23 protein-coding genes are annotated in these 26,326 nt (G+C 44.1%); 9 read left to right on the forward strand and 14 right to left on the reverse strand.

Annotation, left to right across the window (positions count from 1 at the left end; genetic code table 11):
* Positions 1-62: 62 nt before the first annotated feature.
* From HMPREF9331_RS10265 to HMPREF9331_RS10285, 5 genes are all read right to left on the reverse strand, one after another.
* Positions 63-323, reverse strand: coding sequence for a hypothetical protein (locus HMPREF9331_RS10265; RefSeq protein ID WP_016420874.1), 261 nt, complete (start codon positions 321-323; stop codon positions 63-65).
* 43 nt (positions 324-366) lie between these two features.
* The gene (locus HMPREF9331_RS10270; RefSeq protein ID WP_016420875.1) at positions 367-1,953 is read right to left on the reverse strand and encodes an L-lactate permease; all 1,587 of its coding nucleotides are present in this window, start codon (positions 1,951-1,953) and stop codon (positions 367-369) included.
* Between the two features lie 176 nt (positions 1,954-2,129).
* Positions 2,130-3,524, reverse strand: a complete 1,395-nt coding sequence (locus HMPREF9331_RS10275) for a di-heme oxidoreductase family protein (protein ID WP_016420876.1) — start codon at positions 3,522-3,524, stop codon at positions 2,130-2,132.
* An 89-nt stretch (positions 3,525-3,613) separates the two neighbouring features.
* Positions 3,614-4,747, reverse strand: coding sequence for an imelysin family protein (locus HMPREF9331_RS10280; RefSeq protein ID WP_016420877.1), 1,134 nt, complete (start codon positions 4,745-4,747; stop codon positions 3,614-3,616).
* A 51-nt stretch (positions 4,748-4,798) separates the two neighbouring features.
* Positions 4,799-6,154, reverse strand: a complete 1,356-nt coding sequence (locus tag HMPREF9331_RS10285) for a porin family protein (protein WP_016420878.1) — start codon at positions 6,152-6,154, stop codon at positions 4,799-4,801.
* Positions 6,155-6,317: 163 nt separating this feature from the next.
* Between HMPREF9331_RS10285 and HMPREF9331_RS10290 the strand changes: the two genes are divergently transcribed.
* A complete protein-coding gene (locus tag HMPREF9331_RS10290) occupies positions 6,318-6,800 on the forward strand; it encodes a hypothetical protein (RefSeq protein ID WP_016420879.1) in 483 nt (160 codons plus the stop codon).
* A 9-nt stretch (positions 6,801-6,809) separates the two neighbouring features.
* Here HMPREF9331_RS10290 and HMPREF9331_RS10295 read toward each other — a convergent pair whose 3' ends face one another.
* Positions 6,810-7,463, reverse strand: coding sequence for a YceI family protein (locus HMPREF9331_RS10295; RefSeq protein WP_016420880.1), 654 nt, complete (start codon positions 7,461-7,463; stop codon positions 6,810-6,812).
* 89 nt (positions 7,464-7,552) lie between these two features.
* Here HMPREF9331_RS10295 and HMPREF9331_RS10300 point away from each other — a divergent pair, with 89 nt between their 5' ends.
* The 5 genes from HMPREF9331_RS10300 (at position 7,553) to HMPREF9331_RS10320 (ending at position 13,269) form a co-directional block, all read left to right on the forward strand.
* Positions 7,553-8,707: a beta-ketoacyl synthase N-terminal-like domain-containing protein gene (locus HMPREF9331_RS10300; protein ID WP_016420881.1), complete on the forward strand. Its 1,155-nt coding sequence runs from the start codon at positions 7,553-7,555 to the stop codon at positions 8,705-8,707.
* A 110-nt stretch (positions 8,708-8,817) separates the two neighbouring features.
* Complete coding sequence (tig, locus tag HMPREF9331_RS10305) at positions 8,818-10,143, forward strand: trigger factor (protein WP_016420882.1); 1,326 nt, start codon at positions 8,818-8,820, stop codon at positions 10,141-10,143.
* Positions 10,144-10,153: 10 nt separating this feature from the next.
* Positions 10,154-10,816 (forward strand): ATP-dependent Clp endopeptidase proteolytic subunit ClpP, encoded by a 663-nt coding sequence (gene clpP, locus HMPREF9331_RS10310; protein WP_009640912.1) that lies wholly within the window; start codon positions 10,154-10,156, stop codon positions 10,814-10,816.
* 20 nt (positions 10,817-10,836) lie between these two features.
* Positions 10,837-12,084 (forward strand): ATP-dependent Clp protease ATP-binding subunit ClpX, encoded by a 1,248-nt coding sequence (gene clpX / locus HMPREF9331_RS10315; RefSeq protein ID WP_016420883.1) that lies wholly within the window; start codon positions 10,837-10,839, stop codon positions 12,082-12,084.
* 333 nt (positions 12,085-12,417) lie between these two features.
* Complete coding sequence (locus HMPREF9331_RS10320) at positions 12,418-13,269, forward strand: glycerophosphodiester phosphodiesterase family protein (protein WP_016420884.1); 852 nt, start codon at positions 12,418-12,420, stop codon at positions 13,267-13,269.
* 16 nt (positions 13,270-13,285) lie between these two features.
* On the opposite strand, the gene HMPREF9331_RS10325 is transcribed toward HMPREF9331_RS10320, so the two are convergent.
* From HMPREF9331_RS10325 to HMPREF9331_RS10360, 8 genes are all read right to left on the reverse strand, one after another.
* The gene (locus tag HMPREF9331_RS10325; RefSeq protein ID WP_016420885.1) at positions 13,286-14,116 is read right to left on the reverse strand and encodes a hypothetical protein; all 831 of its coding nucleotides are present in this window, start codon (positions 14,114-14,116) and stop codon (positions 13,286-13,288) included.
* 354 nt (positions 14,117-14,470) lie between these two features.
* Positions 14,471-15,766, reverse strand: a complete 1,296-nt coding sequence (hemL, locus tag HMPREF9331_RS10330; protein ID WP_016420886.1) for a glutamate-1-semialdehyde 2,1-aminomutase — start codon at positions 15,764-15,766, stop codon at positions 14,471-14,473.
* Positions 15,767-15,914: 148 nt separating this feature from the next.
* Positions 15,915-16,604, reverse strand: coding sequence for an HmuY family protein (locus HMPREF9331_RS10335; RefSeq protein WP_016420887.1), 690 nt, complete (start codon positions 16,602-16,604; stop codon positions 15,915-15,917).
* 12 nt (positions 16,605-16,616) lie between these two features.
* Positions 16,617-18,953 (reverse strand): TonB-dependent receptor, encoded by a 2,337-nt coding sequence (locus HMPREF9331_RS10340; protein ID WP_016420888.1) that lies wholly within the window; start codon positions 18,951-18,953, stop codon positions 16,617-16,619.
* Positions 18,954-18,955: 2 nt separating this feature from the next.
* A complete protein-coding gene (locus HMPREF9331_RS10345) occupies positions 18,956-20,122 on the reverse strand; it encodes a DUF4903 family protein (protein ID WP_016420889.1) in 1,167 nt (388 codons plus the stop codon).
* A 19-nt stretch (positions 20,123-20,141) separates the two neighbouring features.
* A complete protein-coding gene (locus HMPREF9331_RS10350; RefSeq protein WP_016420890.1) occupies positions 20,142-21,548 on the reverse strand; it encodes a leucine-rich repeat domain-containing protein in 1,407 nt (468 codons plus the stop codon).
* A gap of 130 nt (positions 21,549-21,678) precedes the next feature.
* Positions 21,679-22,647, reverse strand: coding sequence for a HipA domain-containing protein (locus HMPREF9331_RS10355; RefSeq protein WP_016420891.1), 969 nt, complete (start codon positions 22,645-22,647; stop codon positions 21,679-21,681).
* Complete coding sequence (locus HMPREF9331_RS10360; RefSeq protein WP_016420892.1) at positions 22,640-22,972, reverse strand: HipA N-terminal domain-containing protein; 333 nt, start codon at positions 22,970-22,972, stop codon at positions 22,640-22,642. The genes HMPREF9331_RS10355 and HMPREF9331_RS10360 overlap by 8 nt, the downstream gene beginning before the upstream one ends.
* Before the next feature lie 577 nt (positions 22,973-23,549).
* Between HMPREF9331_RS10360 and HMPREF9331_RS10365 the strand changes: the two genes are divergently transcribed.
* The 3 genes from HMPREF9331_RS10365 (at position 23,550) to HMPREF9331_RS10375 (ending at position 26,306) form a co-directional block, all read left to right on the forward strand.
* A complete protein-coding gene (locus HMPREF9331_RS10365; RefSeq protein ID WP_016420893.1) occupies positions 23,550-24,062 on the forward strand; it encodes a nitroreductase family protein in 513 nt (170 codons plus the stop codon).
* Between the two features lie 78 nt (positions 24,063-24,140).
* Positions 24,141-25,799: a DNA repair protein RecN gene (recN, locus tag HMPREF9331_RS10370; RefSeq protein ID WP_016420894.1), complete on the forward strand. Its 1,659-nt coding sequence runs from the start codon at positions 24,141-24,143 to the stop codon at positions 25,797-25,799.
* A gap of 6 nt (positions 25,800-25,805) precedes the next feature.
* Complete coding sequence (locus HMPREF9331_RS10375; RefSeq protein WP_016420895.1) at positions 25,806-26,306, forward strand: hypothetical protein; 501 nt, start codon at positions 25,806-25,808, stop codon at positions 26,304-26,306.
* The last annotated feature ends 20 nt before the right edge of the window (positions 26,307-26,326 follow it).

The raw sequence follows: 26,326 nt of genomic DNA on the forward strand, positions 1-26,326 counted from the left end.
TTTTAGGGCGCAAAAATACGAAAAAGTTTTTAGTTTTTAGTTTTTAGTTTTTAGTTATTTAACTAATGAGCTAATTTGCTAATTGATTCATTAGATTTCAATAGATTCCTGTTTAGAGCTTCTTCATTCTTTATTCCTAATCCCATTTGTATTTGCTTACGAGAAAGCATAATAGCCTCTATATCCTCTTGAGTGAGAATATTATCGTATTGGTCTATTTCAGAATCTGCCACTTCAACCCCTATATCATTTAGGAATTTAATAATTGCCTGATACTGAGTAAAACTAAGCTTTTCTTTTAAAGGAATTATATTTGTATTCATAGTATTCTTATATTCTTAATGAGCGAATTTGCTGATTGACTCATTATAAAAATAGTGCTACAATGGCGGCAATAATCCCATAGACGAGCATAGGAATAACCGTTTTCTTAAGGATACTACCCTCTGCATTGTCAATACCTAGGACGGAGCAACCTGCAATAATATTGTTGATGCACACCATATTTCCCATAGCACCCCCTACTGACTGTAAGGCCAAAATCAGTGGTACGGAAAGTCCTGTGGCGGTAGCTACCGAATACTGTACCGCCCCGAAGGTAACATTGGAAATGGTATTGGAACCCGAGAAGAATGCCCCCAAAGCCCCTAAGTAGGAAGCAAAAGACACCCAATGCTGCTGTGTGGCATTGGCCAATCCCTTACCAATGACTTGGGTCATGGAATCCTCTCCGCCAATCATCATGAGTTTCACCATAATCATAGCACCTACCAAGGCAAGGAAAGGTTTCTGCATCTGGAAGGCACTCTTGAGGTAGATGTCTTTGCACTTATCCCAAGACAAGCGGAATATAAAGAAGGAAAGTACCACAGTAACTATAAAAGGAATGAGCGAAGGCGTATAGAGGAGCTTATAGCTATCGCTTACCCCAGTTCGGAAGATATCTTCTACGGAGAAGATCAATCCTCGGCTGACTTTGAACACTCCCATTTCACCCAAGGAGAACTGGAACCACTCAGTGGCATCGTTGAGCATCGCCTTGAGAGGGAGCTGCTTTACTCGGGTGATGATCAGAATCACAATAAGCAAAAGGGTAGGCGTAAAAGCCTTGATAAGGGTACTGCCTGGTATAGATTGCTTTTCTTGTACCTCTGCTGTTTTGGACAATCCTATGCCCTTGCCTGCTACCAATACTGAGATAAAGAGTCCTATAGCCCCTCCGACTAAGGAAGGAAATTCATAATTGAACTGGGCAATTAAGAAATAAGGAACGGTACAAGAGAGGATACTAATAAGAATAAAGAGTGCATTTTGCTTGATTTCTTTCCAAGAAACAATAAAGCGCAAAGCCAATACTGGAATCACAAAACCTGCAATAAGGTGAACAAGCGCAGTGATTTGTCCTATTTTGGAAACATCATCTCCGTTAATTGTTCCACTATCCAAGAGGGTTTTGAAGCCATACCAAGTAGGGGTGCCGACTGCTCCAAAAGAAACAGGTACAGAGTTCATCACCAAAGCGAGCATGACCACTGGCATAGGTTTAAACCCTAAGCCTACCAAGATAGGCGCTGCAATAGCCACAGGGGTACCAAAGCCACTAGCCCCTTCAAGCATAAAAGCAAAAGCCCAGCCGATAATCATCAGCTGTGCTACAGGATTCGGGCTGATGTTGCCCAGCCACTGGCGGAGCGTATTCATAGCCCCAGAGGCTTCCATCATACGGTTGAAGAATACCGCCCCGAAAATCACCGAAATAGGGGTGAATACCGAAATAATCGCCGAAACGATATTGGCATTGAGTAGTACAAACTCATTCTTGAAGTAAAACATCTGTAGCAGATATACCAAACCTGCTATCAGTGGGAGTGCTACATACGAAGGAAAAGCATTGCGCTTTACCATGAGGTAAATCAGTAGCACAATAGGAAAGATGCTCAAAAAAAGATCCATATCAATTGTTAATTATTAATTGTTAATTGTCAATGATTAATGACTAATTAAGGTTTTCTAATTTTGCGCAAATATATAACATTTCAGACATATAAACAAATTTTTTTTCAGTAATCAAAGGGCAGCCATCAGAGGTCAGCGCTTGAAACTGACCCCTGACTACTGACCTATGAAAACTAGATAGAATTAAGGAATTCGAGTAGGTCGGCTCGTTCCTTTTTGGTGAGTTTCTTAAAGATTTCTTTAGAACGGAGTGCTTCTCCTCCATGCCAAAGAATAGCCTCGGTGATATTCTTAGCACGACCATCGTGCATAAAGTGCGTGTGCCCACTTGCTAAGGCTTGTAGACCTATGCCCCAAAGCGGACGGGTACGCCATTCACGACCATTGGCCAGGAAGTCAGGACGACCATCGGCGAGGTCTTCCCCCATGTCATGTAAGAGCATATCGGTATAAGGATAGAAGGTTTGGTTGGCCAAAGCATTGATCGGCGCCTGCAATGTACGCTGCTTAGGTGTATGACAGGCCGCACAACCAATACCATCAAAGATACGAGAGCCATTGCGCACAGAAGCCTTATTCATATTGCGAGCAGCAGGTACAGCAAGAGTTCTAAGATACATTTCAGTGGCATCTACTTGGTATTTAGTCATCTCAGGATCATCGTTCAAACCATCATCAACCCCTACTTGTCCATGTCCTAATTCCACACGGTAGCCATGATAAGGGTTGGTTACTCCTAAGTCACCTAAGTAAGAACCCGCAGCTTCATCAAGTAGTGTAGCAGTATTGGCTTTCCAGCCAAAACGACCAATACCCATACGTTGGTTCGCCTCGTCCCATACGCGGTTCACTTTCCCAGAGATGCCGTCTTTGTTTTTATCCTCTATATCTTCAGCGGCTAAGAGGTCTGCTTCGGGGATAAACTCCAATAGCCCCAAACCATAGATAGGCATACTAGTACGAGGAGAAATCAGAATGTTGGCAGGCACTGTAGCTGTCACTCCTGTAAGAGTATAGATCGGCTTTTTCAACACGACCTGAGTGCCGTCCTTAAAGGTTTCCACTATATCTTGATAAGTTACGCCAAAACGTCCTTCGGGCTGATAGCCAAAAAGCGCTCGGTTCTGTACTTGGGTGCCAAAGCCAGGTACTGGCAACGGCCCTCCATGTTCATCTGCTCCGGGGAGACTTACTCTCATAAAAAAACCTCTGGCTCTGACCATATCATCGGCAGGAAAGGCAGCTCGCCCATCACCTGGATGGCAATCAAAACAAGAAGAACTATTAAAAATAGGCCCTAATCCTCCAAAATTAGGAGCAGGATTACGGACAAAAGTTTGTTCGAACATACTATCCCCATCACCGTGCATATCATCTTCCTCAGGAGTAAGGCCTGGTGCAGGAAAACCATAAGCAAAACTTGTCTCATTGAAGATTGTTGTTCCTCCTCCTGCGTAAGTACGATCGCTCAAAGAAGGGAGATTCTCTGGGTAGATATACTCGTTCTCTTCCATATTACAAGCTGAGAGGAGCAGTGTGGTTGCTAAAAGTGTTTTTATAATTTTCATCGTTGAGGGTTGTTGTAAATAGATTATATGAGCAAACGACAAAAGAAGTCTAAACCTTCTTTTGCCGTCTGCTCAAGGTTTTAAGTTCATTAGTCTTCTTTAGGCTCTACTACATTATAGTATTTACCTAATTCTTTTTGGATAATTTCACGCAATTCCAATACAGTTGCTTGTGCTTTAGCTACAGCAGGTCTATTATTGATAATAGCATCGGCATAAGATACAGGGATTGCCTCGATATCAGCGATAGCTTTCTCTATTTGAGCCTTCATCTTGGCATCGAGCTGAGGGTCTAACTTTTTGATAAGGTCAGTAAGTCCTTTACCTTGCTTGCCTGCATAGTCAAACTTACCTAGGTAAACATTCTGAATGCTTCGCATATTATCAGCAAAGTCCTTACGGGTATTATTGCTAAAGCGAGATTCTTCCTTAGAAGGGTCTGGATTACCATTATTTTCCTTAGGGTTAAATGATTTGGTAATTTTAGAAGCTCCTACCTCATCGGCAATAGTCCATAGTCCTGAAACGATTTCAGAAAGGGCATTTTTAGTAGACTTATAAGTATCATTTGTCAAAGCTGGGTTCAAAAATTCCTTTTTAAATCCATTGGCATCTTCCCAAAGGCTATAAAGGGTTTGTGTATTTGTTTTCAAATCTACAGAAGCTGCCTCAAGGTATTCTTTTTTACGGTCAGCCTTGTTGCTTCCATTGTCGATAAGTGCCTCAGCTTTGATTGGGTTGTTACCATCTTCACCCCAAATAAGGAACTCGATCAAGTGGAAACCACGTGTATCATCATTGGCTTTAATCACCTCAGGAGTAATAGGAGTACTTGCTGCTACTACTTTTTGCATTCCTTCCAAATCAGAAGGCCAGTCGTCCATAGCCCCGTCAAGGTCATTTGGTTTCTTGACAGGTCCCCAAAGGAAAGCCTCCGATTGTTCCCAAGGAGAACGAGCAGTACTCCAAGCCTCACGTGCTTTTTGGAGGGTTTCTGCTGTAGGATTAGCTCTAAGGGCATCAAGAGCGGCTTTCAAGACAGTTGTTTTGTCGTTGAGATCTTTGTAAGTCGGAATCACCACATTGTTTACAATGTCATGGATTACGGCTAATTCTTCCGCTTCGGTAACGCTACCTTTCTCATCAGCGTTTTTGTCGTCTTTTCCACAACCTACGAGGAAGGCTGCTGAAAGCATACTAAGTGTTAAAGATTTAAAATTCATATCATTCTGTTATTTGAAATTTTACTTTGATAAAATGGATATGCTATATTCTTAGAAAGAAAAGGCAATCCCTACTGAAAAAGTATTTTCTTTTATATTTCTGCCTGTATATACAGGTACTTTTTGTTTTAGGTCAATAAATTCAGCACCTAATGTACGCCACTGATAATGTGCCTTTACTACCACTTGAGGAATGACAAACCAGTTGGCTCCTACTGTAAAGGCATTTCTCTCCCACTTAGGATTTTTGAGAATAATTCCCTGTGTCTTTCTCATAGTGTCATAATAGTCATAGCGCAAGAAAGGATATACTTTTTGCACTGTATTCAAATTAAAGAGATGTAGTATCTCATAACCTGCTTCGGCGGCAAAACCTATAGCCTCTTTTCCTACAGGAGTTCGCTTAACACCTAAAGCCTTTGGTAGTTGTGCGTTGGCCTTGGAAATATGATCGGAGTTCTGTACATTTCCCCAGATAAAAGCGGTATTAAAGCGCAATGGCCCCTCATCATAAGAGAGATGTCCTGTAAAGAGGGTTACTCGTCCGTCCTTGAACAAATCATCTTCAGGTCGGTTTGGTGTACTATTACCTGTATAAAAGCCTGCACCTACGAAGGTATGTTTGTTATTCCCAAAGAGATAATCCAAACGCCCTGTAAATGCAAAAGCATTGGCATTGGCCATTTCAAAGCGCAATTGGTGCCCGCCCTTTACAAAATTACGAGAACTAAAGCCTGTAGCGTCTAAGCCATTAGTAACAGAGAGTTCATAGCGGAAACGTTCGGCAAAAGTTCCATAGAACTGCACTCCATTCTCATACCAGCCCAAGGGGAGTATTTCATTTTCCATTTCAGGTTTATGAGTGGTAAAGTATGAAGTAGGTCTATCAAGTGTCTGTGCCAAGTTCAATCGGAGTTTTACGCGTCCTGCTCGTACATTGAAATAAGGGCGGAGCTGGAAATCTAAGTACATCTGTTCGAGCTTCACTTCGCCTCCTGCTTCTACTTCTCTTTCAAATTCGCCTGCTTCTTCTTGTATATCCGTTTCCATAGTAATTCCTGTCCCCCCATGCTCAAACTCAACTTCTGATCGCATAGAGATCCAATCATTAAAGCGATATCCCAAATAGAGGTTCAATCGCTCATGGTCTATCTTATCCTTTATATAAGGGTCGGAGTCATAGGTGCCATATTTGTAGTAATTCACCGCTCCATAACCAGAGAAGGAGAAGCGATCCTTACTTAAAGGGCTGGGAGATAGTGCTTTCACCACGCTGTCCCTTTGGTCTAGTTCCCGCAGGATCTCCTCCTTGAGTTGTGCCTTCAGTGTAGTATAATCGGGCTGCTCCTGTGCCGAGAGCATACTAGCGCCACATAATCCGAAACAAACGGCGAGTATCTTTTTCATTATAAAGATTTAAATTTGTGTTTCTTAGAGAAGGCAAAGATATGCTTTATTTGGTACAAATCCAAATAAAAATAAAAGAAAATTGCAAAAAGATAAATACTAAATAATTAATATGATATCGTCTTGTAATGATTAAATTCGTACCTTTGCAAAAATATACATTATGTTAGTTGATTTCAACACTTTACAAGATACAGCACGGGTATGGATCTATCCATGTAATCGCTTGCTGACCGAAGAGGAACGCACACAGATCAGTGCTGACCTCAAGGCATACCTTAGCTCATGGGCATCGCATGGACAGTCGGTTCGGTGTGCCTTTGAGATTCCTTATGCCCGCTTTATCGTCATTGCAGCTGATGAGAACCAGCATATAGGCGGCTGCTCCTTGGACGATTTGGCTCACTTTATCCAAGACTTGGAACGCAAACACAATCTTTTGCTCTTGGACAAAATGAATGTAAGTTACCGCCATGAGGGGGAAATCTACTATGTACCTTTGGTAGATTTCAAGAAATTAGCCCAACAAAAAAAGGTGGATAACCAAACTATTGTTTTTAACAACTTGGTTACCAACCTTTATGAGTACCAACATGCATGGGAAACACCCATGGAGCATAGTTGGCATAATCGTTTTCTCAAATAGAGCGTATGATTATTTCTTTGCTTTTACCTTTACCACAAGTTCGATTTCGTCATTGATGAACTTGTCCTTTAGGTCACCGAATACAGACTTAGAAGCGTAATTCACTCCGAAATCCACACGGTTGATTTCAAAAGGCTTAGACTCAAGGGTTACTTCACCATCGGCAATGGTAAGGGTAGCAGGGAAAGAAATAGTTTTGGTTTTACCCTTTAGAGTAAGATCCCCAGTTACGTTGGTTCCGTCGAAGGAAGTAAGCTTGAAAGTCCCAGTAGGATAGGTTTTTACGTTGAAGAAGTGGTCAGCCCCATCTTCCTTACCTGTACCTTTGAGGTGTGCTTCAAGGTCGAGTTTACCGTCGGCTTCGGTAATGTCGGTTACAGTAATGGAGTTCATATCAATGGTGAAATCACCTGTGATATTACCATTATCTACGGTAAGGCTACCGCTTTTCAAACTAATAGTTCCTGTGTGTTGGCCAGTAGGTTTCTTTCCTACCCACTCTATTACAGAAGAAGGTTCTGCGGTGTAGGTACCAGAGGCAACCACATTGGCAGCCACTTGTTCTACAGCAGCAGCGGCTTGTTCTGCATTTGCATTGTTGTTCTTACAACTTGCCAAAGAAAGGGCAAGCACAACGGCACAAGAGAGTACAATCTTTTTCATGCGTATTTCTGTTTATTAAATAAAGGGCAAAGATAGCATTTATTTATTTTGCTCTTCATCAATCAAATGTTAAAACTTTTTTAGCTATTATGCAAACCCATATTTCCATTGTAGGAATGGGAAGTATTTCCCCTTTGGGACATACCCGCCAGGAGGTGTGGCGTTCCTACCTATCCGAGGGGCACCTGCTTGAGAATAAGGTCGTTGGCGACACTCTTTTTCCTATAGGCGCTTTAGGAGGTGAGGCTTTGGCAGAGATTGCCCTCTTGCAACAGACCTCTGTTAAGTACAAGGACTTAGACCCCACGGTGCTCTATGCCATGTATGCTGCGCGCCAAGCCCTTGGTGAGGCTCTTTGGCCAAGGGATAAGGACTTTGGCGTCAATATAGGTTCCTCCCGTGGTGCTACGACTCTTTTTGAGCAATATCACGCACAGTACTTAGCCCAAGGTAAGACCACTCCGCTGGCCTCCCCTACTACCTCTTTGGGCAACATAGCCTCGTGGGTGATGCAAGATGCCAAGGGGCATGGCGTGGCTATCTCCCACTCTATTACGTGCTCTACGGCGCTACATGCTTTGGTCAATGCCGTGGCTTGGCTGCATGCCGATATGGCCGAGGGCTTTCTTATCGGTGGTAGTGAAGCAGCACTAACGCCCTTTACCCTTGCCCAGATGAAAGCCCTAAAGATCTATGGCAATGCCGCAGCTGCCTATCCCAGCGTACCCTTGCTTACAAGCAAGGAGAAAAACACCATGGTACTGGGCGAAGGCGCGGCTGTTTTTGCCTTGGAGAAAGGCAGCTCTCCCCGCGCTTTGGCTACCATCAGAGGCATTGGCTATGCCAGTGAACCCATCACCCATCCGGTGGCCATCTCCGCCGATGCCGAAGCACTGCGCCGCAGTATGCAGCAAGCCCTTGAAGGAATAGATCCCAAGGAGGTAGATGTGGTTATCCCCCATGCCACAGGTACACTAAAGGGCGATCAGGCTGAATACTTGGCTTTGGCAGAGGTCTTTGGCACAGAGCTGCCGCTGCTTACCACTAACAAATGGAAAATCGGACACACCTTTGCCGCCAGTGGTGCCTTGGCTATGGAAATGGCCGTGCTGATGCTCCAGCAACAGCACTTTTTGCCTGTTCCCTACCTCCCCGCTGCCCCTGAGCGCCCACTTAGAAACATACTTATCAACGCCACAGGCTTTGGTGGCAATGCGGTAAGCGTGCTGATAAGTGAAGAGTGAAAAGTGAAGAGTGAAGAGCCGTTTTTCATTTTTCTGAGAAAAGTTTTGGACATACCAAATATTTGTAGTATTTTTGCCAGCTGAATTATTTCATAAAAAAACCAATCCTAATGAAGATTAGCAAAGAACAAATAGACGCGCTTAATGCCGTAATTACCTTAGAGATTGACAAGGCCGACTACCAAGGAAAGGTAGAGGAAGCACTGAACAACTATCGTAAGAATGCTTCTGTCCCAGGCTTCCGCAAAGGACATGTGCCTATGGGAATGATCAAAAAACAATATGAAAAGGCCATACAGATGGATGAGCTTAACAAACTCATCAGTCAGTCTTTGAATGATTTCATCGATCAGGAGAAGCTCCAGCTACTAGGCCAGCCCATTCCTAAAGAGGAAGGTTCAGATGCCAACTTTGGCGGCGATCACCACAAGCTTGTTTTTGAAATAGGCTTAGAACCTGAATTTACCATTGACCTAAGCCAACCTATTGACTACTACGATATCAAAGTAACTGATAAGGAAATAGATACTCAGATAGAGCACCTCCGTGGCCACTTCGGCCGTTATGAGGAGAGCGATAGCATCACTGAGAAAAGCCAGATTTCAGGTACTTTCTTCAATGAAGCGGAACATATAGACAAATTCTTTACTTTCACCGCTGCACAATTGGGCGAAAAAGCCTTAGAAGCACTCAAAGGCAAAAAGGTAGGTGACCAACTTACCCTCTCCACGAAAGGCCTTTTCAAGGATGCACATATGCTTATGCAAGCCCTTGATAAACCACATGATGAGGTACACGACCTAGATATAGAGGTAACTTTCACTGTAGAGAAAATCCAAGAGCAGATTCTGGCTGAGATGAACGAGGAGTTCTTCCAAAAAGTATATCCTGATACCACTACCGAAGAGGCTTTCCGCGAGAAGGTAGCCAAGAGTATCAAAGAAGACTTTGACCACTCTTGCGATGTACGCCTTTTGGACGATGCCACTGAAGCACTTTTGGAAAGAACCAAGTTCGACCTTCCTGCTGACTTCCTCAAGCGCTGGATTCGCACCACTAGTGAAAACCCTATCACTGAAGAAGAAGCAGCTGAAGACTACGAAAAATCTGAAAAAGGCCTACGCTACCAACTTATAGAAGGTAAGATCATAAAGGACAACAACCTACAGGTGTCTTACGATGAAATCCGCGAGTTCTGTGAAAATGCGATCCGCGCTCAGATGGCACGCTTTGGCTTGTTTGAAATCGGAAAGAAAGAGTTGGACAACTTTGTAAACAATACCCTAAAAGAACGTGCAGAAGTAGAACGTATCCATCGTGAACTCACCGGAGGCAAGCTCATACAGTTCTACAAAGAAAAAGCCAACTTGAACAAAATAGAGATTGATATAGACTCTTTTATAGAAAAGTTCTATTCACACCAACACCATCACTAATTAACAAGACATGGATTATTCAAAAGAATTTAAAAAATATGCTACCCAACATAGAGGTATCAGCAGCATGTACTACGATGCGATCGTCAGCAGCATGACTCCCTATATTGTGGAAGAACGCCAGCTGAATGTAGCACAGATGGACGTGTTCTCTCGTCTTATGATGGATAGAATTATCTTTTTGGGTACTGATGTTAATTCGAATGTAGCCAATATTATACAAGCCCAATTGCTTTTCTTGGAAAGCGTGGATGCTAGCAAGGATATCCAGATATACATCAACTCCCCAGGGGGTGAGGTGTATTCAGGCTTGGGTATCTATGATACTATGCAATTCATCAAGCCCGATGTAGCGACCATCTGTACAGGTATGGCCGCTTCTATGGCCGCAGTACTGCTCTGTGCAGGTGCTCATGGCAAGCGCTCAGCCCTACCCCACTCCCGTGTGATGATTCACCAACCACTGGGAGGCGCACAAGGGCAAGCCAGTGATATAGAAATCACCGCCCGTGAGATCCTAAAAATCAAAGAGGAATTAGCCCTTATCATCGCACGCCACTCAGGCAAATCCACTGAGGAGGTTATCCGTACAGGAGACCGCGATTACTGGATGATCGCCAGCGAAGCCAAAGACTTCGGTATGATAGACGAGGTGCTTATCCGACAAAAATAACCCTTTAACATTCGAATATTATGAGTTCATCAACTGAAGTATGTTCCTTCTGTGGGAGGCATTCGGGAAAGGATGTTTTCCTTGTCTCCAGCGGTGTAGAGAGCAATGTATATATCTGTAATTTTTGTATAGAGCAAGCGGCAAGTATCTGGCGTTCTGAGATAGAGAACAACAAGAAGAAGGCCATCATGGCGCTCAACAAAGACCTTTTGCTAAAGAAACCTACAGAAATCAAGGGCTTCCTTGACCAATATGTCATCGGGCAAGAGGCTACTAAAAAGGTGCTTTCTGTAGCGGTGTACAACCACTACAAGCGACTGCTACAAGAGCGCGATGAGCATGAAGTGGAAATACAAAAAAGTAACATCGTGATGGTTGGGCAAACAGGGACAGGTAAGACCCTTATGGCACGTACCATTGCCCAGATGCTCAATGTACCTTTGGCCATTGTAGATGCCACTGTCTTTACCGAAGCAGGTTATGTAGGGGAGGACGTGGAGAGTATCCTCACGCGTCTGCTACAAGCAGCTGACTACGATGTGGATAGAGCCGAACGCGGTATTGTCTTTATAGACGAGATAGACAAGATCGCGCGCAAAGGCGACAATCCCTCTATCACCCGTGATGTATCAGGCGAAGGGGTACAACACGCCTTGCTCAAACTCTTGGAAGGCTCTATTGTAAATGTACCCCCCAAGGGAGGGCGTAAGCACCCTGACCAAAAGTATATAGAAGTCAATACCGAGCATATCCTCTTTATTGCAGGAGGTGCTTTTGATGGTATAGAACAGATCATCGCCAAGCGTATGAACCGCCAAGCAGTGGGCTACAATACCTCCAAGGAGACCCGTGTAGATGATAAGAACCTACTCCAGTATGTAACTCACAAGGATCTAAGAGATTACGGGCTTATCCCTGAGATCATCGGCCGACTTCCTGTGCTTACCTATATGAACCCACTGGATAAGGAAACCCTCCGCATGATCCTCACCGAGCCAAAGAACGCTATTATCAAGCAATATATCAAACTTTTCGGTATGGATGATATCTCGCTTTCCTTTGAGGAAGATGCGCTAAATTTCATCGTAGAAAAAGCCTTAGAGTACAAGCTTGGTGCGCGTGGATTACGTTCGCTCTGTGAGAGTATCCTCACCGATGCGATGTTCTCCCTACCTGGTACAGGGGAAAAGAGCTTGGTAGTTACCCGTGCTTATGCTGAGGATAAACTCACCAAATCGGGCTTTACCCAACACCTACTTAGTGCATAATAGTTTAGGAATATTTGTAAGGATATAGAATCACAAAGGGTTCTATATCCTTATTTTATAGTCTATCATATTTAGATTGCGAATAAATAGAACAAGAGATTAATTCTTTATTTGCTCTTTTTCAAGGGCGAATTGCCATTCGCCCCTACACCTGCTCATCTAATTTTTCGTAAACCATTTCTGTTTGACTATAATGTAAGAGCTACCTTATGAGTGAAGGCGAATTGCCTCACATACTACGCTTTCGCGGACTTTGCCCCTACATTGCTTACGCTAATTTTTCGTAAACCATTTTTGTTTGACTATAATTACATAAGATTTTTAAGAAAAAACATGAAAAAAACCTTTTTATTATTCTTTGTACTGCTTTTTGCAGTAGGCTGTAAGCACAATTCTTCTGGGCAAATCGCCTCACAGAAGGACGTGATTACCAACCAGATTTATTTTGCTGATAAACCCATCGTTTCTGCTCACCGTGCAGGCAAGGGTATCGCAGGCTATCCAGAGAACTGCTTGCAGACGATTCAGTATCTTTCCAAAAAGGGTATCCACAGCTTTGAGATAGACATCTTTGAAAGTACGGATGGCGATCTTATGCTCATGCACGATGACAAACTCGGTCGTACTGCTACAGGGCAAGGCATCGTTTCCCAAATGAGCACCGAGGCGCTACTCAAGGAACGTCTCAAAGATGATTTTGGCAAAGAAACCACTTTTCAAATACCGCTACTAAAGGACGTATTGGCTTGGTGTAAGCAACACAATGCCTACCTGATGTTGGATTTCAAAAAGGGGATTTCCTATAGCAAGGTAGCCGAACTGGTACGTGCCGAGCAGATGCAAGGGCAAGTGGTACTTATCAGCTACAATGTGGAACAAGCCAAAGCCCTCTATCGCGTAGCTCCTGAGATGCTTATCTCGGTTACGGTACGCAATCAGGACGAACTGGATCGTATCTTGGAAACAGGTATTCACAAGGACAAATTGGTGGCTTTCACTGGGGTACACCTAGCTGATGACAGTCTTTACAAAAAACTCAATGAGCTTAGAATCCCCTCCATTCTCGGTACCCTTGGTAACTTAGACAAGCGCGCTGAAGCCCGTGGCGACCATCTCTACAAAGAATGGGCACAGAAAGGTATACAGATATTCTCTACTGATAGACCTTTTGCACCAAAATTTTAATGATTAATGTCACTAATCAATGATTAATGCCATTAATGATTAATGCCACACATGGGGGTCTTATGCGGTTTTTATCTAGCATGAGGGCTGCCGCTTTGGAGTGCTTATGGCTTACCGCACAGGAGTACTCATAGGGGGATATGCTTTTGCTTTCCTTAACCTTACAAGCAGCGTTACGGCGCTGCTTTTTTTGTTGGTTACAAGTGGCTTGTATACTTAGGCCTGCCACTTGCACTCTTAGGTTGCTATGATAAGGCTTACGGGCCTTGCTCATCGTATAGGAAACCTTAGCAAACCGAGACAGTACTTCATGATAGGGGAGGCGAATCCTCTCCCCAAAACCTCTCTGTGCAGAAATCCTCTCCTCCAACCCCCTCTGTGCAGAAATCCTCTCCCCCAACCCCCTCTCCGAAGGAGAGGGGGCTGCTAAGTAGGTGCTGGCAGATTTGGTAGCTCTCTCACTGGCGTGAGATTGCAACTCATATCGGTCAAAAGTGATGTTCTCTGTTAGTATAGAAGCGCTACAAGCGCTATCGTTTGTAGGTACGAGCTGCAAGCTCTCAGCAGCATGTGCTAATTGGGGTTGGGCAAATGGCTCATATACTCTGTTCTTTTCCTCCACATATCCAAGCTCTAAATTTTGGCTTGGCTTTGTTTTTCGCTCTTTACTGATCATTCTTCGTTCTTCACTTTCCCGTCCTTCATTTTTTCGCAGCCATCCTTCTAAACGCATGATGATACGAATAGCCGCGATGCTCTGGCTAATGGTGGCCACTATGGTCTTCCCATTGTTCTCTATCGGCTGGCGACGTGCGTATGTCCAAAGTATTGATAAAGCCTCTTCCATAATTATAAGTGGTTAGTGGTCAGTGGTTGGTGGTTAGTGGTTAGATGCTGACATCTGAATACTGACTCCTGAAAAATGTGGGGCAAAATTACGATATCACAAGGGGCAAAGTCAAGGAAAAGAAGGACGAGAAGTAAGAATTTATACAATAAAAAATTGTGTTAAGTATTTAACAGGTGAGGATAGGGGATAGGAATTAAGGAGTAGTCGTTGGAGGTAGGGAAGTAGACGCAATAAATTGCGTCTCTACATAGGTGGTGGCTAAGGCAGTTCCTTGCCTAGCATAGTCCTGTGTAGAAACGCAATTTATTGCGTCTTAATGAATTAGAGTATAGGTTTTCTTGCGATAGTTTATTATATTTCCCCTTTTTCTACAGCGTCCTGAAGGGCGGCGATGGTAGCGTCAAGGTCAGTGTAGGAGAGGGCATCGTTGAGGAAGTAGCTTTCGTAACCGCTAGGTGGCAAGTAGATACCACGAGAGAGAAGCGCATGGAAGTACTTCTTGAAACGGCCATGATCGGCACGCTGGGCGGAGGCAAAGTCGGTTACAGGCGTCTCACTGAAAAATACCGAACACATAGAGCCAAATCGATTGATCTGTACAGGGATACCCGCCTGAGCAAATACTTTTTCAAATCCTGCGTGCAAGTAGGCGGTTTTCTTTTCTAAGCTATCGAATACCTCTGGCCTATTTTCTATCTCGGTGAGCATGGCCAGTCCTGCACTCATCGCCAATGGATTTCCGCTAAGGGTACCTGCCTGATAGACAGCTCCTGTAGGGGCTAAGTGATCCATAATCTCGGCTCGGGCAGCAAAAGCCGCTACTGGGAGTCCGCCTCCGATGACCTTACCAAAGGTAACTAAGTCTGCCTTGATATTCAATGCCTCTTGAGCACCTCCTTTGGCCAATCGGAAGCCTGTCATCACCTCGTCCAAGATAAGGAGGGCACCCTGCTCATCACATAGGGCGCGAAGACCTTCCAAGAAGCCTTTTGCTGGCAAGACACAGCCCATATTTCCTGCGATAGGCTCTACTATAATGGCAGCAATCTGCTGGGAGTGGGCAGCGAAAAGGGCTTTTACCGAATCCAAATCGTTATAGGTGGCCAGTAGGGTATCCTTGGCAGTGCCTTGAGTAACCCCAGGGCTATTAGGTACGCCGAAGGTAGTGGCGCCACTGCCTGCCGCAATCAAGAAAGAATCCGAATGGCCGTGGTAGCAGCCTGCAAACTTGATAATCTTTTCCCGCTTGGTATAGCCACGTGCTAAGCGAATGGCACTCATACAAGCCTCAGTACCGCTGTTGACAAAGCGTATTTTTTCCACATGGGGCACCATAGAGTGTGCTTTTTCAGCAATCTGGGTCTCTACCTCGGTAGGCATACCGAAAGAGGTGCCTTTTTTAGCTCGCTCGGTAACGGCTTCTATCACAGGGGCATACGCATGACCGAAGAGTAGTGGCCCCCATGAGGCGATATAGTCAATGAGCTTATTGCCGTCGGCATCGTAGAGGTAGGCCCCCTGGGCTCGTTCTACAAATACAGGGCTACCCCCTACTGAATTAAAGGCACGCACGGGAGAGTTCACCCCCCCAGGAAGTACCTGTTGCGCTGCTTGAAAAAGCGCACTGCTTCTTTTGTATGATAACATCTTTTTTAATTGTTAATGGTTAATTGTCAATGGTCAATGCCTGACAGGTAAAACAACTGCAAAGATACAATTTTTTAGTGATTAGTGAAAAGTGAATAGTGAAGAATTTTGAACTGTTTTAGCAGTGCTTTGGAGAGAATGCAGGGTTTTACTTTAACTCATCACAATAGAAACTAATACGCCCTCCTGTGTCTCCTATCTGGATGCTTTCGTCATACCAACTGACAATTTGCAATTTGAAATAGTGCAATCCATCGGCAGTACGTACGATATAAGTATGAAATGAAGGTTCGTAAGAAGGTGGTGGCCCGGAAAACACCAAAGCCTTACTCAGTAGTGGATTGGCCGTAGTGGTGGTTTGCTGAGGGCCTCGGTTGGGGTCAAACCACGGAATCCCTGTGATGTTATTGGCCACCGTATAGCTCACCCACTCCCGCCGAGACATGGTAATAGATACATTGTTAGTATCCACCACCCATTGTACATTATGGGGTATCTGTGAGGAGCTTTGCCAACGGTCGTACCCTTGAAAACCCATATCAGCTACTCCACCATGCCCATTGCCACTGGTACCACTATTGGTGCGCAGCTTATTACCACAGAAAGCCAAATCCCAGTTTAGACGATTTTTCTGTCCTCCTTCTATGATATCTGCATTCACTTGGTAAGCGTTAAATATCTCACCAGTACGTAAGTTGTAGTATATCCAATCGTTGGTAACCTCATTGATATATCCAGAGCGACGAGGCAGTACTTTTCCTGTGAAGGGGAGTGCATCATATTTTACACAACTGACCGAAAGGATGCTTATAAGCATATAGAAAAATATCTTTTTCATAGTCATATTTTTTTAAAAATCAATCTCTACTTGTGCAAACCACCTGCGGCCAGCTGTAGCAGGAATATTGAACATAGTAACTCCCGAACCCAAGGTAGAAGGCACATAGTTGAAAACATTATTGACGCCTATATTTAGCTTGTAGTGCCCAAGAAAGTGCTGTTGTACATTGAAGTTAAACAGGGCATAGGCAGGCAATTCGCAACGAAAGTAAGCCTCTTTACTCACAGGGCGTATGCGAGTTCCTCCACCTGATCTCTCGCGCTCTTGTATGGTGATGCGGTCTTGTACATCAAAGGTTTTTTTGCCCATCATGCTCATTGTCAGGTTAGCCGATAAGTCATAGTCATCTCGGTACCACTTGTATTCAAGGCCTGCGGTGGCAGCATGAGGGGAGGTCGTATTGACTTGTAAGCCATTGGTTTTGCTTACATCTACATACGAATAAGAGGCATTGAGCGTTAGGGCAGGAAGTATCTTCCAGCGGGTGAGCAGATCAAAGCCAAGCAAACGCTGAGAGGTGAGATTGGTATATTCGAAATTGTACTGAAACTCATATATCTTCCAGACACCCTCTATCTTATCATAGAACTGATTGACAAAGGCGTTGCCCGATATAAAGAAATCAGGTACGGCATATTCCACTCCAAGAGAGAAATAGTGGTTTTTTTCGGGTTGTAGCATCTCATTGCCTATGATTTGGAACATGCCCAAGTGATCCCAATTGAAAAACAACTCCTTAATAGAGGGCGAACGGTAGCCTTTGGCATAGTTAAGTCGGTAAGCAAGTGCCTCATCAGGAGTATATTTCATGGCCACTTTGGGCAGTGCCATTAGTCCAAATTGCAAACTATAATTGGTTCGCAAGCCCGCTTCCACTTGCCATTGTGGGGTAATGGAATACGTATCTTGGAAGAAGAACTCCCATTCCTTAAGCCCACGGGTAAGCATCCTATGAGAAGCGAAGCGGTCACTGGTGAGGTCATCCTGAAAATAATCTATCCCTAGAATAAGGTCATGTTTTTTAAAAAACTGAGAGGTAAGCCTCAGACTCGGTTGCATAATTTTGGCATCATATACTTTCTTATCCTCATCGCGGCGCTCATGTCGCTTATAGCGCTCATAGAAATCGGTATGATAAGTTCCATGTAGGGTCAGGAAATCTTTCCAGTGGTAAGAGAACTTCGCACCCCCTGTGAAATCCTTTGTTTGTGAGAAATACAAGTCTTTTACCATATCATAGGAGTTCATCAGAAAGCCTGTCCCATAGAGTTGTAGGCTAAAATCCTTGGTTTCAAAATAGAGCTTTTGTGAAGCCGCTAAGTGTTCCACTCCCTCTATACCCATGGGAGGGCGCAGAAAGGCAGCTTGTACTATAGTATCTTTTGTGAGGAATGGATTGGCCTCATGGGTATATACCTTTCGGTCGGGTTCTCTTTGATAGAGGTAATAAGCGTCTTGGCTGCTGAACCACACATCGGTCTGGGTAGTGAATTTTCCTATTTTAGCCCCAGCAGATACCCATGATTGCAAGTTGGGCTTATCGGCATTTTTCTCAAACATATAGAGAAAATCACGTGGTTGGGGATTGTAGTAATTGCGCTCATTCATCTGGGCATGGCGCGAACCTACGGTAATGCTCAGAGGTTTGTTTGTTTTCTTGGTAATGATGTTAATCACCGCCCCTGCGGCGCGTGAGCCATAGAGCGTAGAGGACGCCCCCTTGATCACCTCGATACGCTCTACTGCATGTAGGTTAAAGCGCTCATAATCCAAGTTCCCCGCCATCTCACCTGTCATACGTTCTCCGTCCATTAGGAAAAGGATATGGCGCGCATCAAGCCCCTGCATACTTATCTCATTACCGAAGCCTACCTTCTGGATATTCATACCAGGGGTTTCCTGCATCAGGGCTTGTTGGATATTGCTATAGCCAGCCTCTACAAGCTGCTTTCCTGTAATTACTTGTACCACAGTGGGCGTCTCCTTGATAGGGCGTAAGGGTGTGTCCGACTTGGCTGTAAAGGTAGTGCCAGCTAGCGCTGTTGTCTCCTGAGAGAGGTATATGGTTATATCCTTTTGCTCGGTAAGCGTTCCTTTCTTTGCCTTGTAGCCCAATGATTGTATCTGGTAGTACAGAGCACCTTCCTTATGTTTTTTCAGTAGTGCTACCCCTTTATCATCGGCTACGCTGTGTTGTAGCTTATCACTATAGGCAGGTTCCGTATAGCTTACCACTGCTGCCACAATAGGCTCACGGGTGCTCTCATCGAGCACCCGTAGCCGTATTTGTTGTCCATAACTTTGCAAATAAATAGCAAAGAGAAATAAGAATATTGTATATTTCATTTCTAATAAAAAGAATCATAACCTCCTTCTAAAGGAATGATAGGAGAGGTGATAGATAAGCCCAGTTCTTTGTTGACATAAGCCAAGCGAATAGAAGGAGCATCTTTTTTCAAGCGGGTAATGATGCGTAGTTCCCCTTTGTTAGAGGTTTTTAGCTGTTGGGTACCTTCTGCATTCCAAATAGTAGTAGCTACATTCACTGCTTTGAGTTTGGTAAAGACATAATGAGAAAAAATCTCACCCTCTATTCCTGCTTTTTGGTATAATTCCTGTTCGGTTTTAGTGGTAGGATAAGCAAAACGAGCCGATGCATCAAACGAAATCTGGATATTATTAGCCCCTACCAAGGTTTTAGGCAGAGTAATGCGCATACGCTTGGTAACATTGGTATATTCTGTGCCGCCTTCCCATTGGAAATGTATAGGCAAATCTACCTGAGTGGTTTTCCCTTCGTAGGAGAGGGTAGCGGCAGGCAGGGTTTTGCTTTCACCGAGGAACTCCACGGTATATTGGTAAGTCTTACCGCGTAGCTGTTCGTCCCCATGGTCTAACTTCCATTCGGCAAGGGCTTCTTCATAGGCGTCGTATTCCTCGTCAAAATTTTTCAGACGAGCCGCATCTATCTTTTGGCGGAAGACATGGCCTACTACATTCATCATATTGTAGTTGATAGAAAACTCAATTTCTTGTGTGTTAACATTGTAGAAACCAATCATGATCATTGCACCATCTGGTTTAGGCTTGGCAGGGTCATCGTCCTTGAGGTAGGGAGTTACCTCTCCTTTATCGTCAAAGAGCTTTATCCAGCCTGCTTCAGGATATTCGTTTTTCTCCCAAGAGGAGAGTTCCATCAGGGTCGCATTGGCAGTCACTCCAATAGCAAAAGGCATAGAACCAGGCTGTATTTTAACAATTTGGATTTCCATTTTCTTTTCAGCTTCTTTCCAGCGGAATCGGAATTTGGTAGGTACACCTCCTTGAAGGCGGCTCTTATCCACGCCCGCCATCTTGACATCTTGCCCTAATATAACTGTACCATTGAGTTGTTGGATTACCTTAGCCGTTCTGTTATCCTCTCGGACAATTTCTTGGTGTTGTTCTTCTTTTTTACATGAGACAGCTCCTATTACAAAGGAAGCTATACATAAGAGGGATATTATTTTTTTCATCATGAGATATTTTAAAAAGTTAGTCTTCATCTTGGTTTTCTTGAGCTTGTACCCAGTCGTAGTTATCCAGATCATATTCTCCAAGCTCTCCTCTATCGGGTGTTACTTTTCCGTCATACTTTTGGATAAAGGCTTTGGTTTCCTCTCTTTCATAGATATCTTGGGTAATGGCAAAATCAAGTTCTCCCGCTTGGTCATCTCTTTCTCCATTATTTGTAAAATAAGCTATTTGGATAGGATAAGTAATCTTGGTTGTAGGCAGTGCTCCCAAGGTAAGTTTATTAATCACTTGTAACTTACTCATATCAAAGGCTTGTAACTTAGGAAGTGCTATTAGGGAAATCATATATACCCCTATAGGATTTTTAGCTTTACTTAGCTCTGGTAAGTTTATCTTTTCCAAGGCGGGGCAATCTCCTAAGCTAAGTATATCCCCTCCAAGTAATCCTGAGAAAATACTTTTCTCTCCTCTTTGTAGGAATACTTTGCTATGAGAGAGGTCTATTTGCTTGATAGCTTTATTATGTGAAAGCCCTAAGATATTGAGGTTCTCTGCCTGAGAGAGGTCTAAGAGGGGGGTATTCACCCATTTGAAAGAGACCAATTCTGTATATTTGCCTATTTTCAAGTAAGGTAAGGTGTTTTCCTTCTCTTCGGACATCTCTATCTGTATATTTCCTGCATAGTGAGGGTGGTTGATGATGTATTCCAAACCATCAAGCTTTTCTATTTTACTTTTATCTACCTCCAAGCCTGTAGGATCATAGTGATATTGTTCTATGACGATAGGGTTTGACAGTTCGGCTGTCCGCATTGGCCTGCTGATATCAATCTTATCTCCTACGATGAGGCTAGGAAATAGTTTTTTGAGCAAGGCAAGTAGGGTAGGATCAGGCACCTCGCGTAGGGTAGTGTATTTCTGCAAGGAACCGTCCTTGCTGACTATCTGGATATCTGTTTTTTTAGCAGCCTTGGCATAGGCAGGAAGGCTTTCCATATCATACTGAGCAGTTGTAGGGAGTACAAGTTTTTGCAAAGGGCGCAAGTTCTTAAACTCATAAATAGGGTTGCCGCTTAGGTCTACCTGCTGTATATTCTCAGGAAGTAATGAGCAGTCAAAGACCTTCCCCAAAGCATTATTGGAGAGATTCACCTGTTGCAAGTTCTTGAAGATTGTAATCCCCGAAATACTCTTAATTCCCGAACCAGAGAGGTCAAGGGAGGTGAGGTTCCAGAGCTTATCATCAATTACGATGTCATTCCCCTCAAAGGTAAATCCCTTTGCCTTGAGCGCTGTGGTCAGTTCGGGATTGTTCAGCGCAAAACTCTTCCCATAAAGGGTAAGTTCGTCTTTCTTGCAACCCACTAAAGTTATTAGCATGGCAAGAAGCCATATCTGGGATGCTCGTTGAAGAAATTTTTTCATAAAACGTCTTTTTATAGTTCAATAAATTAATTATGTTTAGAACCGCAAAGATACGTTTTTTATTTGTATTAAGAATAAATAAAAGATAAAAAGGTGATAATTAAAACATAAGAATATGTAAATCAGTTTCTTATAACTTCACTTTCTTTACCCTCCTTTGGTAGCCTTGTAAGTAATTGCGCTGGAGGCGTGGGCTAAGAAAGGAACGGCTCACAAGTGTTTCCACTTCTTGATTGTGGGAGGTCATCTGCTCGAGGGTACTTAGAGTCCATTCGCTGTCAAGACCTACCGCGCTGGCTAAAGCAATGAATTGCTGGCGAATACTTCCTTGTGCTTTGGGCAGTAGTCCCTCGGTAAGAGCAAAATCGGTGTCCTCTATATGCAGCCTTGTATTGAGCAGGTCATAGGCAGGGCTTAAGCGAAAGCTGCCATGGCCGTCCTCTATCAAGGAAAAGTTTTTCAAGTGAGCATCTCCATTGGAAAAGAGGTAGTTAAAGAGCAGCAAACGAAATAAGCGCTCGGCCTGTGCCTCCCAAGAAAGGAGAAACTGCTTGAGGGCTTGGAACAACTCGTAATAACTACCGTCGTATTTGTAATTCCCTCCATGTGTTTGTGGAGCTCTGCCCAGTAGAGAAGCGAAGTCCTCCACAGCCAACTTATCCCCAGAGGGGCTTATGTCAAAGCGCTTAACAAGGTAAGCAGGCGCACCATCAGCAAAGAAAATCATAGCATTCTCTGCTGTTTCTATACCGAATACCTGTGCGGCGAGTTGCATGGTAAGGTGTTCGTTCGCTGGAGCAAACTCCCGATTTTTAGGCATGGGGGAGATAGGCTTTAGGATATAGCCCCCTCTCTTGCCTGCTTGGCTTAGGCTTAGCCGATTTCCCTCCAAGACAAGGGAATACTTGTCTTGATAGCCAGAGAGGGACATGGCTTTTCTGTTTTCCCAAAAGCGCTCTTGGGAGGTCTGCAAGGCAAAAGGCAACAAATGAGATACCTTGGCCTGTGCAAACAATCGCTGGAGTGCCTCAGGACTATAGGTATGGAAGCCTTGTGTGAGCAGAGCAGGACATACGTTTATAGAGGGTAGCTTATTCATTTTCTTTGATTTCTGCAACGGTAATGGCGCCAATGGTATCATGCTTAGCTATACACAGAAGCAAGCCAAAGTCATCATCTTGGTCTAACCGAAAGGCACGGCAAAGCAGTGTCCTATTCTCCCCCTCAGGCAATAGGTTGAACAGCACAGGAAACAGCCCCTCTGAAGTATAAGGCTCCGCCTGCTTAGGCATGGCAAGGCTGATGGGAGGTGCTTTAGTATCGGCCAGCCACAAGGGATCATAGACGAAACGGAAAGCCCCGTCGTCTCCCTGAGTTACTACCCCCGAAAGGGCACCTTTGTAAAGTACTTTTGCTTGCCGCATAATAAGTGAATAGTGAACAGTGAACAGTGAATAGTGAACAGCGAATAGTGAATAGTAACCTCTGACCTCTGACTTCTGACCTCTGACCACTGACTTCTGACCACTGGTAACTAAAACAAATGCAAAGGTACGATATTTTAGAGGGAAAGTCAAGAAAAGTTTCTGATTTGTGGGTTGTGGGGGAGTGGGGATTAGCGGGCTTAAACTCTTTATTGCTCAGACTCCTTTATTTCTTAACTAACGTGAGTTCGACGTAAACAAAATTACATTTTTTCCCACGGATTCCTCGGATTTTCACAGAGAGAATAACACAACAACTAATTATAACTCTTTAATTTCCACGGATAAATAAGGCCTTTGGCCTTATAAAAATCTGTGTAAATCGCAACAGCACAATTGCGCAAACATAGAAAATCTGTGAAATCCGTGAAAATCTGTGGGAGCTTTCGTTATATCGAACTCACATTAACTAAAAAATTAACCGTGAATCATTAATCATTACCCGTTAAATTTTGTATATTTGCACCCATAATTATTTGGCTGGCATTGATCATTGCTGGCATTAAACCTAATAATCATGAATACTACTGCAACCTTAGTAAAACACATCATCAAAGCCCGCAAGAGTACTTTCCCTGCGGACTATACTGGGGAGCCTATACCTCAGGAGGTGATAGACGATATTCTGGACATCGCCACTTATGCCCCTAACCATAAGAAAACCAAGCCTTGGCGTCTGAAAGCCTTCCGTGGAGAGGAGAAAACTGCCCTAGGAGCCGAACTCCAACGCCTCTATAAGGGACATGTGCCCGCGGAGAAATTCTCTCAGGAGACTTACGATACCCTTGCCCAAAAGGTAGCCAAGACCGATACGATTATCTCCATCTCAGTGGAGTTCAGCGGTAAGGTACCCCAGTGGGAGGAAGTCGCTGCCGTGGCTATGGCTGTACAGAACATGTATCTGCTATGCACCGCCTATGAGCTAGGCTGCTACTGGGGTTCCCCTGCCTTTGGCCCTAAGCTCAAGGACTTCTTGCACCTTAGCGAAAACCAAGAGTGCTATGGAATCTTTTTTATAGGAAGCCTTTAATTAATGACTAGTGACAAGTGACTAATGATTGGTAGTTAGTCACTTGTCACTAGTCACTTGTCATTAATCATTGAATTCGTGTTACAATCATTAGCTATTAAGAACTTTGCCCTTATTGAGGACATCAAGATTCATTTCTCTAAGGGCTTTACTATTATCACAGGGGAGACAGGCTCTGGGAAGTCTATCCTCTTGGATGCGCTTGCCTTGGTCTTAGGCCGTAGAGCAGACCTCAGTGCCTTGAGAAACAAGGAGGAAAAGTGTGTAGTGGAGGCCGAGTTTGCCATAGAGAACTATGCCTTGGCCGATTTTTTCAAGCAGCAGGAGCTGGACTATGAACCGCTAACCATTATCCGCCGAGAGATTCTCCCTTCGGGTAAGTCCCGTGCCTTTGTCAATGATAGCCCTGTTACCTTGGACGTACTCTCTACGCTAGCCAAGGCGCTCATTGATATCCATTCCCAACATGATACCCAACAGCTCAGCGAGGAGGATTTCCAATTCTTCCTCATAGACGCCTTGGCCGAGAACACCCCACTGCTGGAACAATACCAAGCCGCCCTAAAGGTGTATAAACAACAAGCCAAAAAGCTACAAGAGCTCAAGGACTTCCAGGAGAACACCCAGAAGGAGCACGATTATAATACCTTTGTCTTGGGTGAGCTGCAAGAGATTGATTTAGAAGAAGGCATGCAAGAGGAGCTAGAGGCTTTCTATACCCAAGCCTCCAACAGTGAGACTATCAGGGACAACCTCACCGAGGCGGCCAATCTGCTGGCCGAGGAGGAGCAGGGCATCATGACCCAGATGCGTGATCTCTCCTCGCTCTTTTCTACGCTGAGCAGCTATTCGCCCCAGTACAACGAACTCTATGAGCGTATTGATGCGGTGTATATAGAGCTGGACGACCTCTCCCGCGAGGTGTATGACCTAGCGGAGAATGTGGAGTTTGACCCCAAAAAGCTCGCTCGCGTACAGAAGAAGCTCCAAAAGCTCTACGACCTACAGAAAAAGCACAAAGTAACGACCGTATCGGAACTTATCGCCATAGAGGAAGCTCTTGAGGCGAAAGTCGCCCAAATGGAAAACATAGAGGGGGATATAGAAATAGCCCAAAAGGAAGTAGATAAAGCCCTCGAAGGCCTAAGTGCCCTTGCTCAGAAGCTCCATAAGGCACGTGAAAAGGTCTTGCCTACCCTTACCAAGAGCCTACAGGCCTCCCTTAAGGACTTGGGTATGCCCAATGCTCAATTCCAAATCAGCCTGACCCCTACCGAGCAGTATTTAGCCAAGGGCAACGATAGTCTTTCCTTCCTCTTTTCAGCCAACAAAGGGGGCAACTTCGGGCTGCTTAAGAAAACCGCCTCTGGCGGAGAACTCTCTCGTATCATGCTCACCATCAAGCATCTGCTGGCTACCAAGATTGCCCTGCCTACCATCATCTTTGACGAGATAGACACGGGAGTCTCCGGTGAGATAGCCCACAAAATGGGGGAAATCATGAAGCAGATGAGCCAGAGCCGACAGGTTTTTGCCATCTCTCACCTCCCACAGGTAGCCAGCAAAGGCGATGTACATATCAAGATATACAAAACTGACATCGCAGGCCGCACCACTACCCAGTTCCAAGAGCTTAGCCCAGAGGAGCGCATAGAGGAAATCGCCCAGATGCTCGGAGGAAAGGATATTACCGAATCAGCAAGGGAACACGCCAAGCAACTTCTTTCAAAAAGTTAGAAACTTATGACTCACCTAACTATCCAAGGAAGGAGCCTTACTGCTATGGAATGGGGAAACAGAATATTAATACTCGCCCTAACTACTTTTTTTGTTAGTGGCGTAAGCCATAGCTTTCTAACAGACACTCTTGACCCAATAGGTTTTCTGTTACGTATTCTTCTGGTAGTAGCTACCACTTCGATAATCATTTATACACTCATAATGATTTTCAAAGAGTACAAGTACACCTTATACACCCTCGTTATCCGTGGTGAGAGGCTAAAAATACATTATAAAGAACAGATTTTATATTCTTTGGAGAAAGATGTTATCAAAATGGCTTATTTTTTCAATCTCTCAGAGGAGAGATATAAAATGAGTAAGCCCTTCTTAGACTTATTCACAAAAGAGAAAGGTCGCATTCTACATCTGTGGATTGAATATAAGGATTATGAAGCCTTAAAAGCCTATTTTATAGAACAACATATCCCTGTAAAAGACGAAGTAATCTTTCTCAAAGACTAATAACAAACTCTTAAAATGCC

The sequence above is a fragment of the Capnocytophaga granulosa ATCC 51502 genome (assembly GCF_000411115.1).
Classification (GTDB): Bacteria; Bacteroidota; Bacteroidia; order Flavobacteriales; family Flavobacteriaceae; genus Capnocytophaga; species Capnocytophaga granulosa.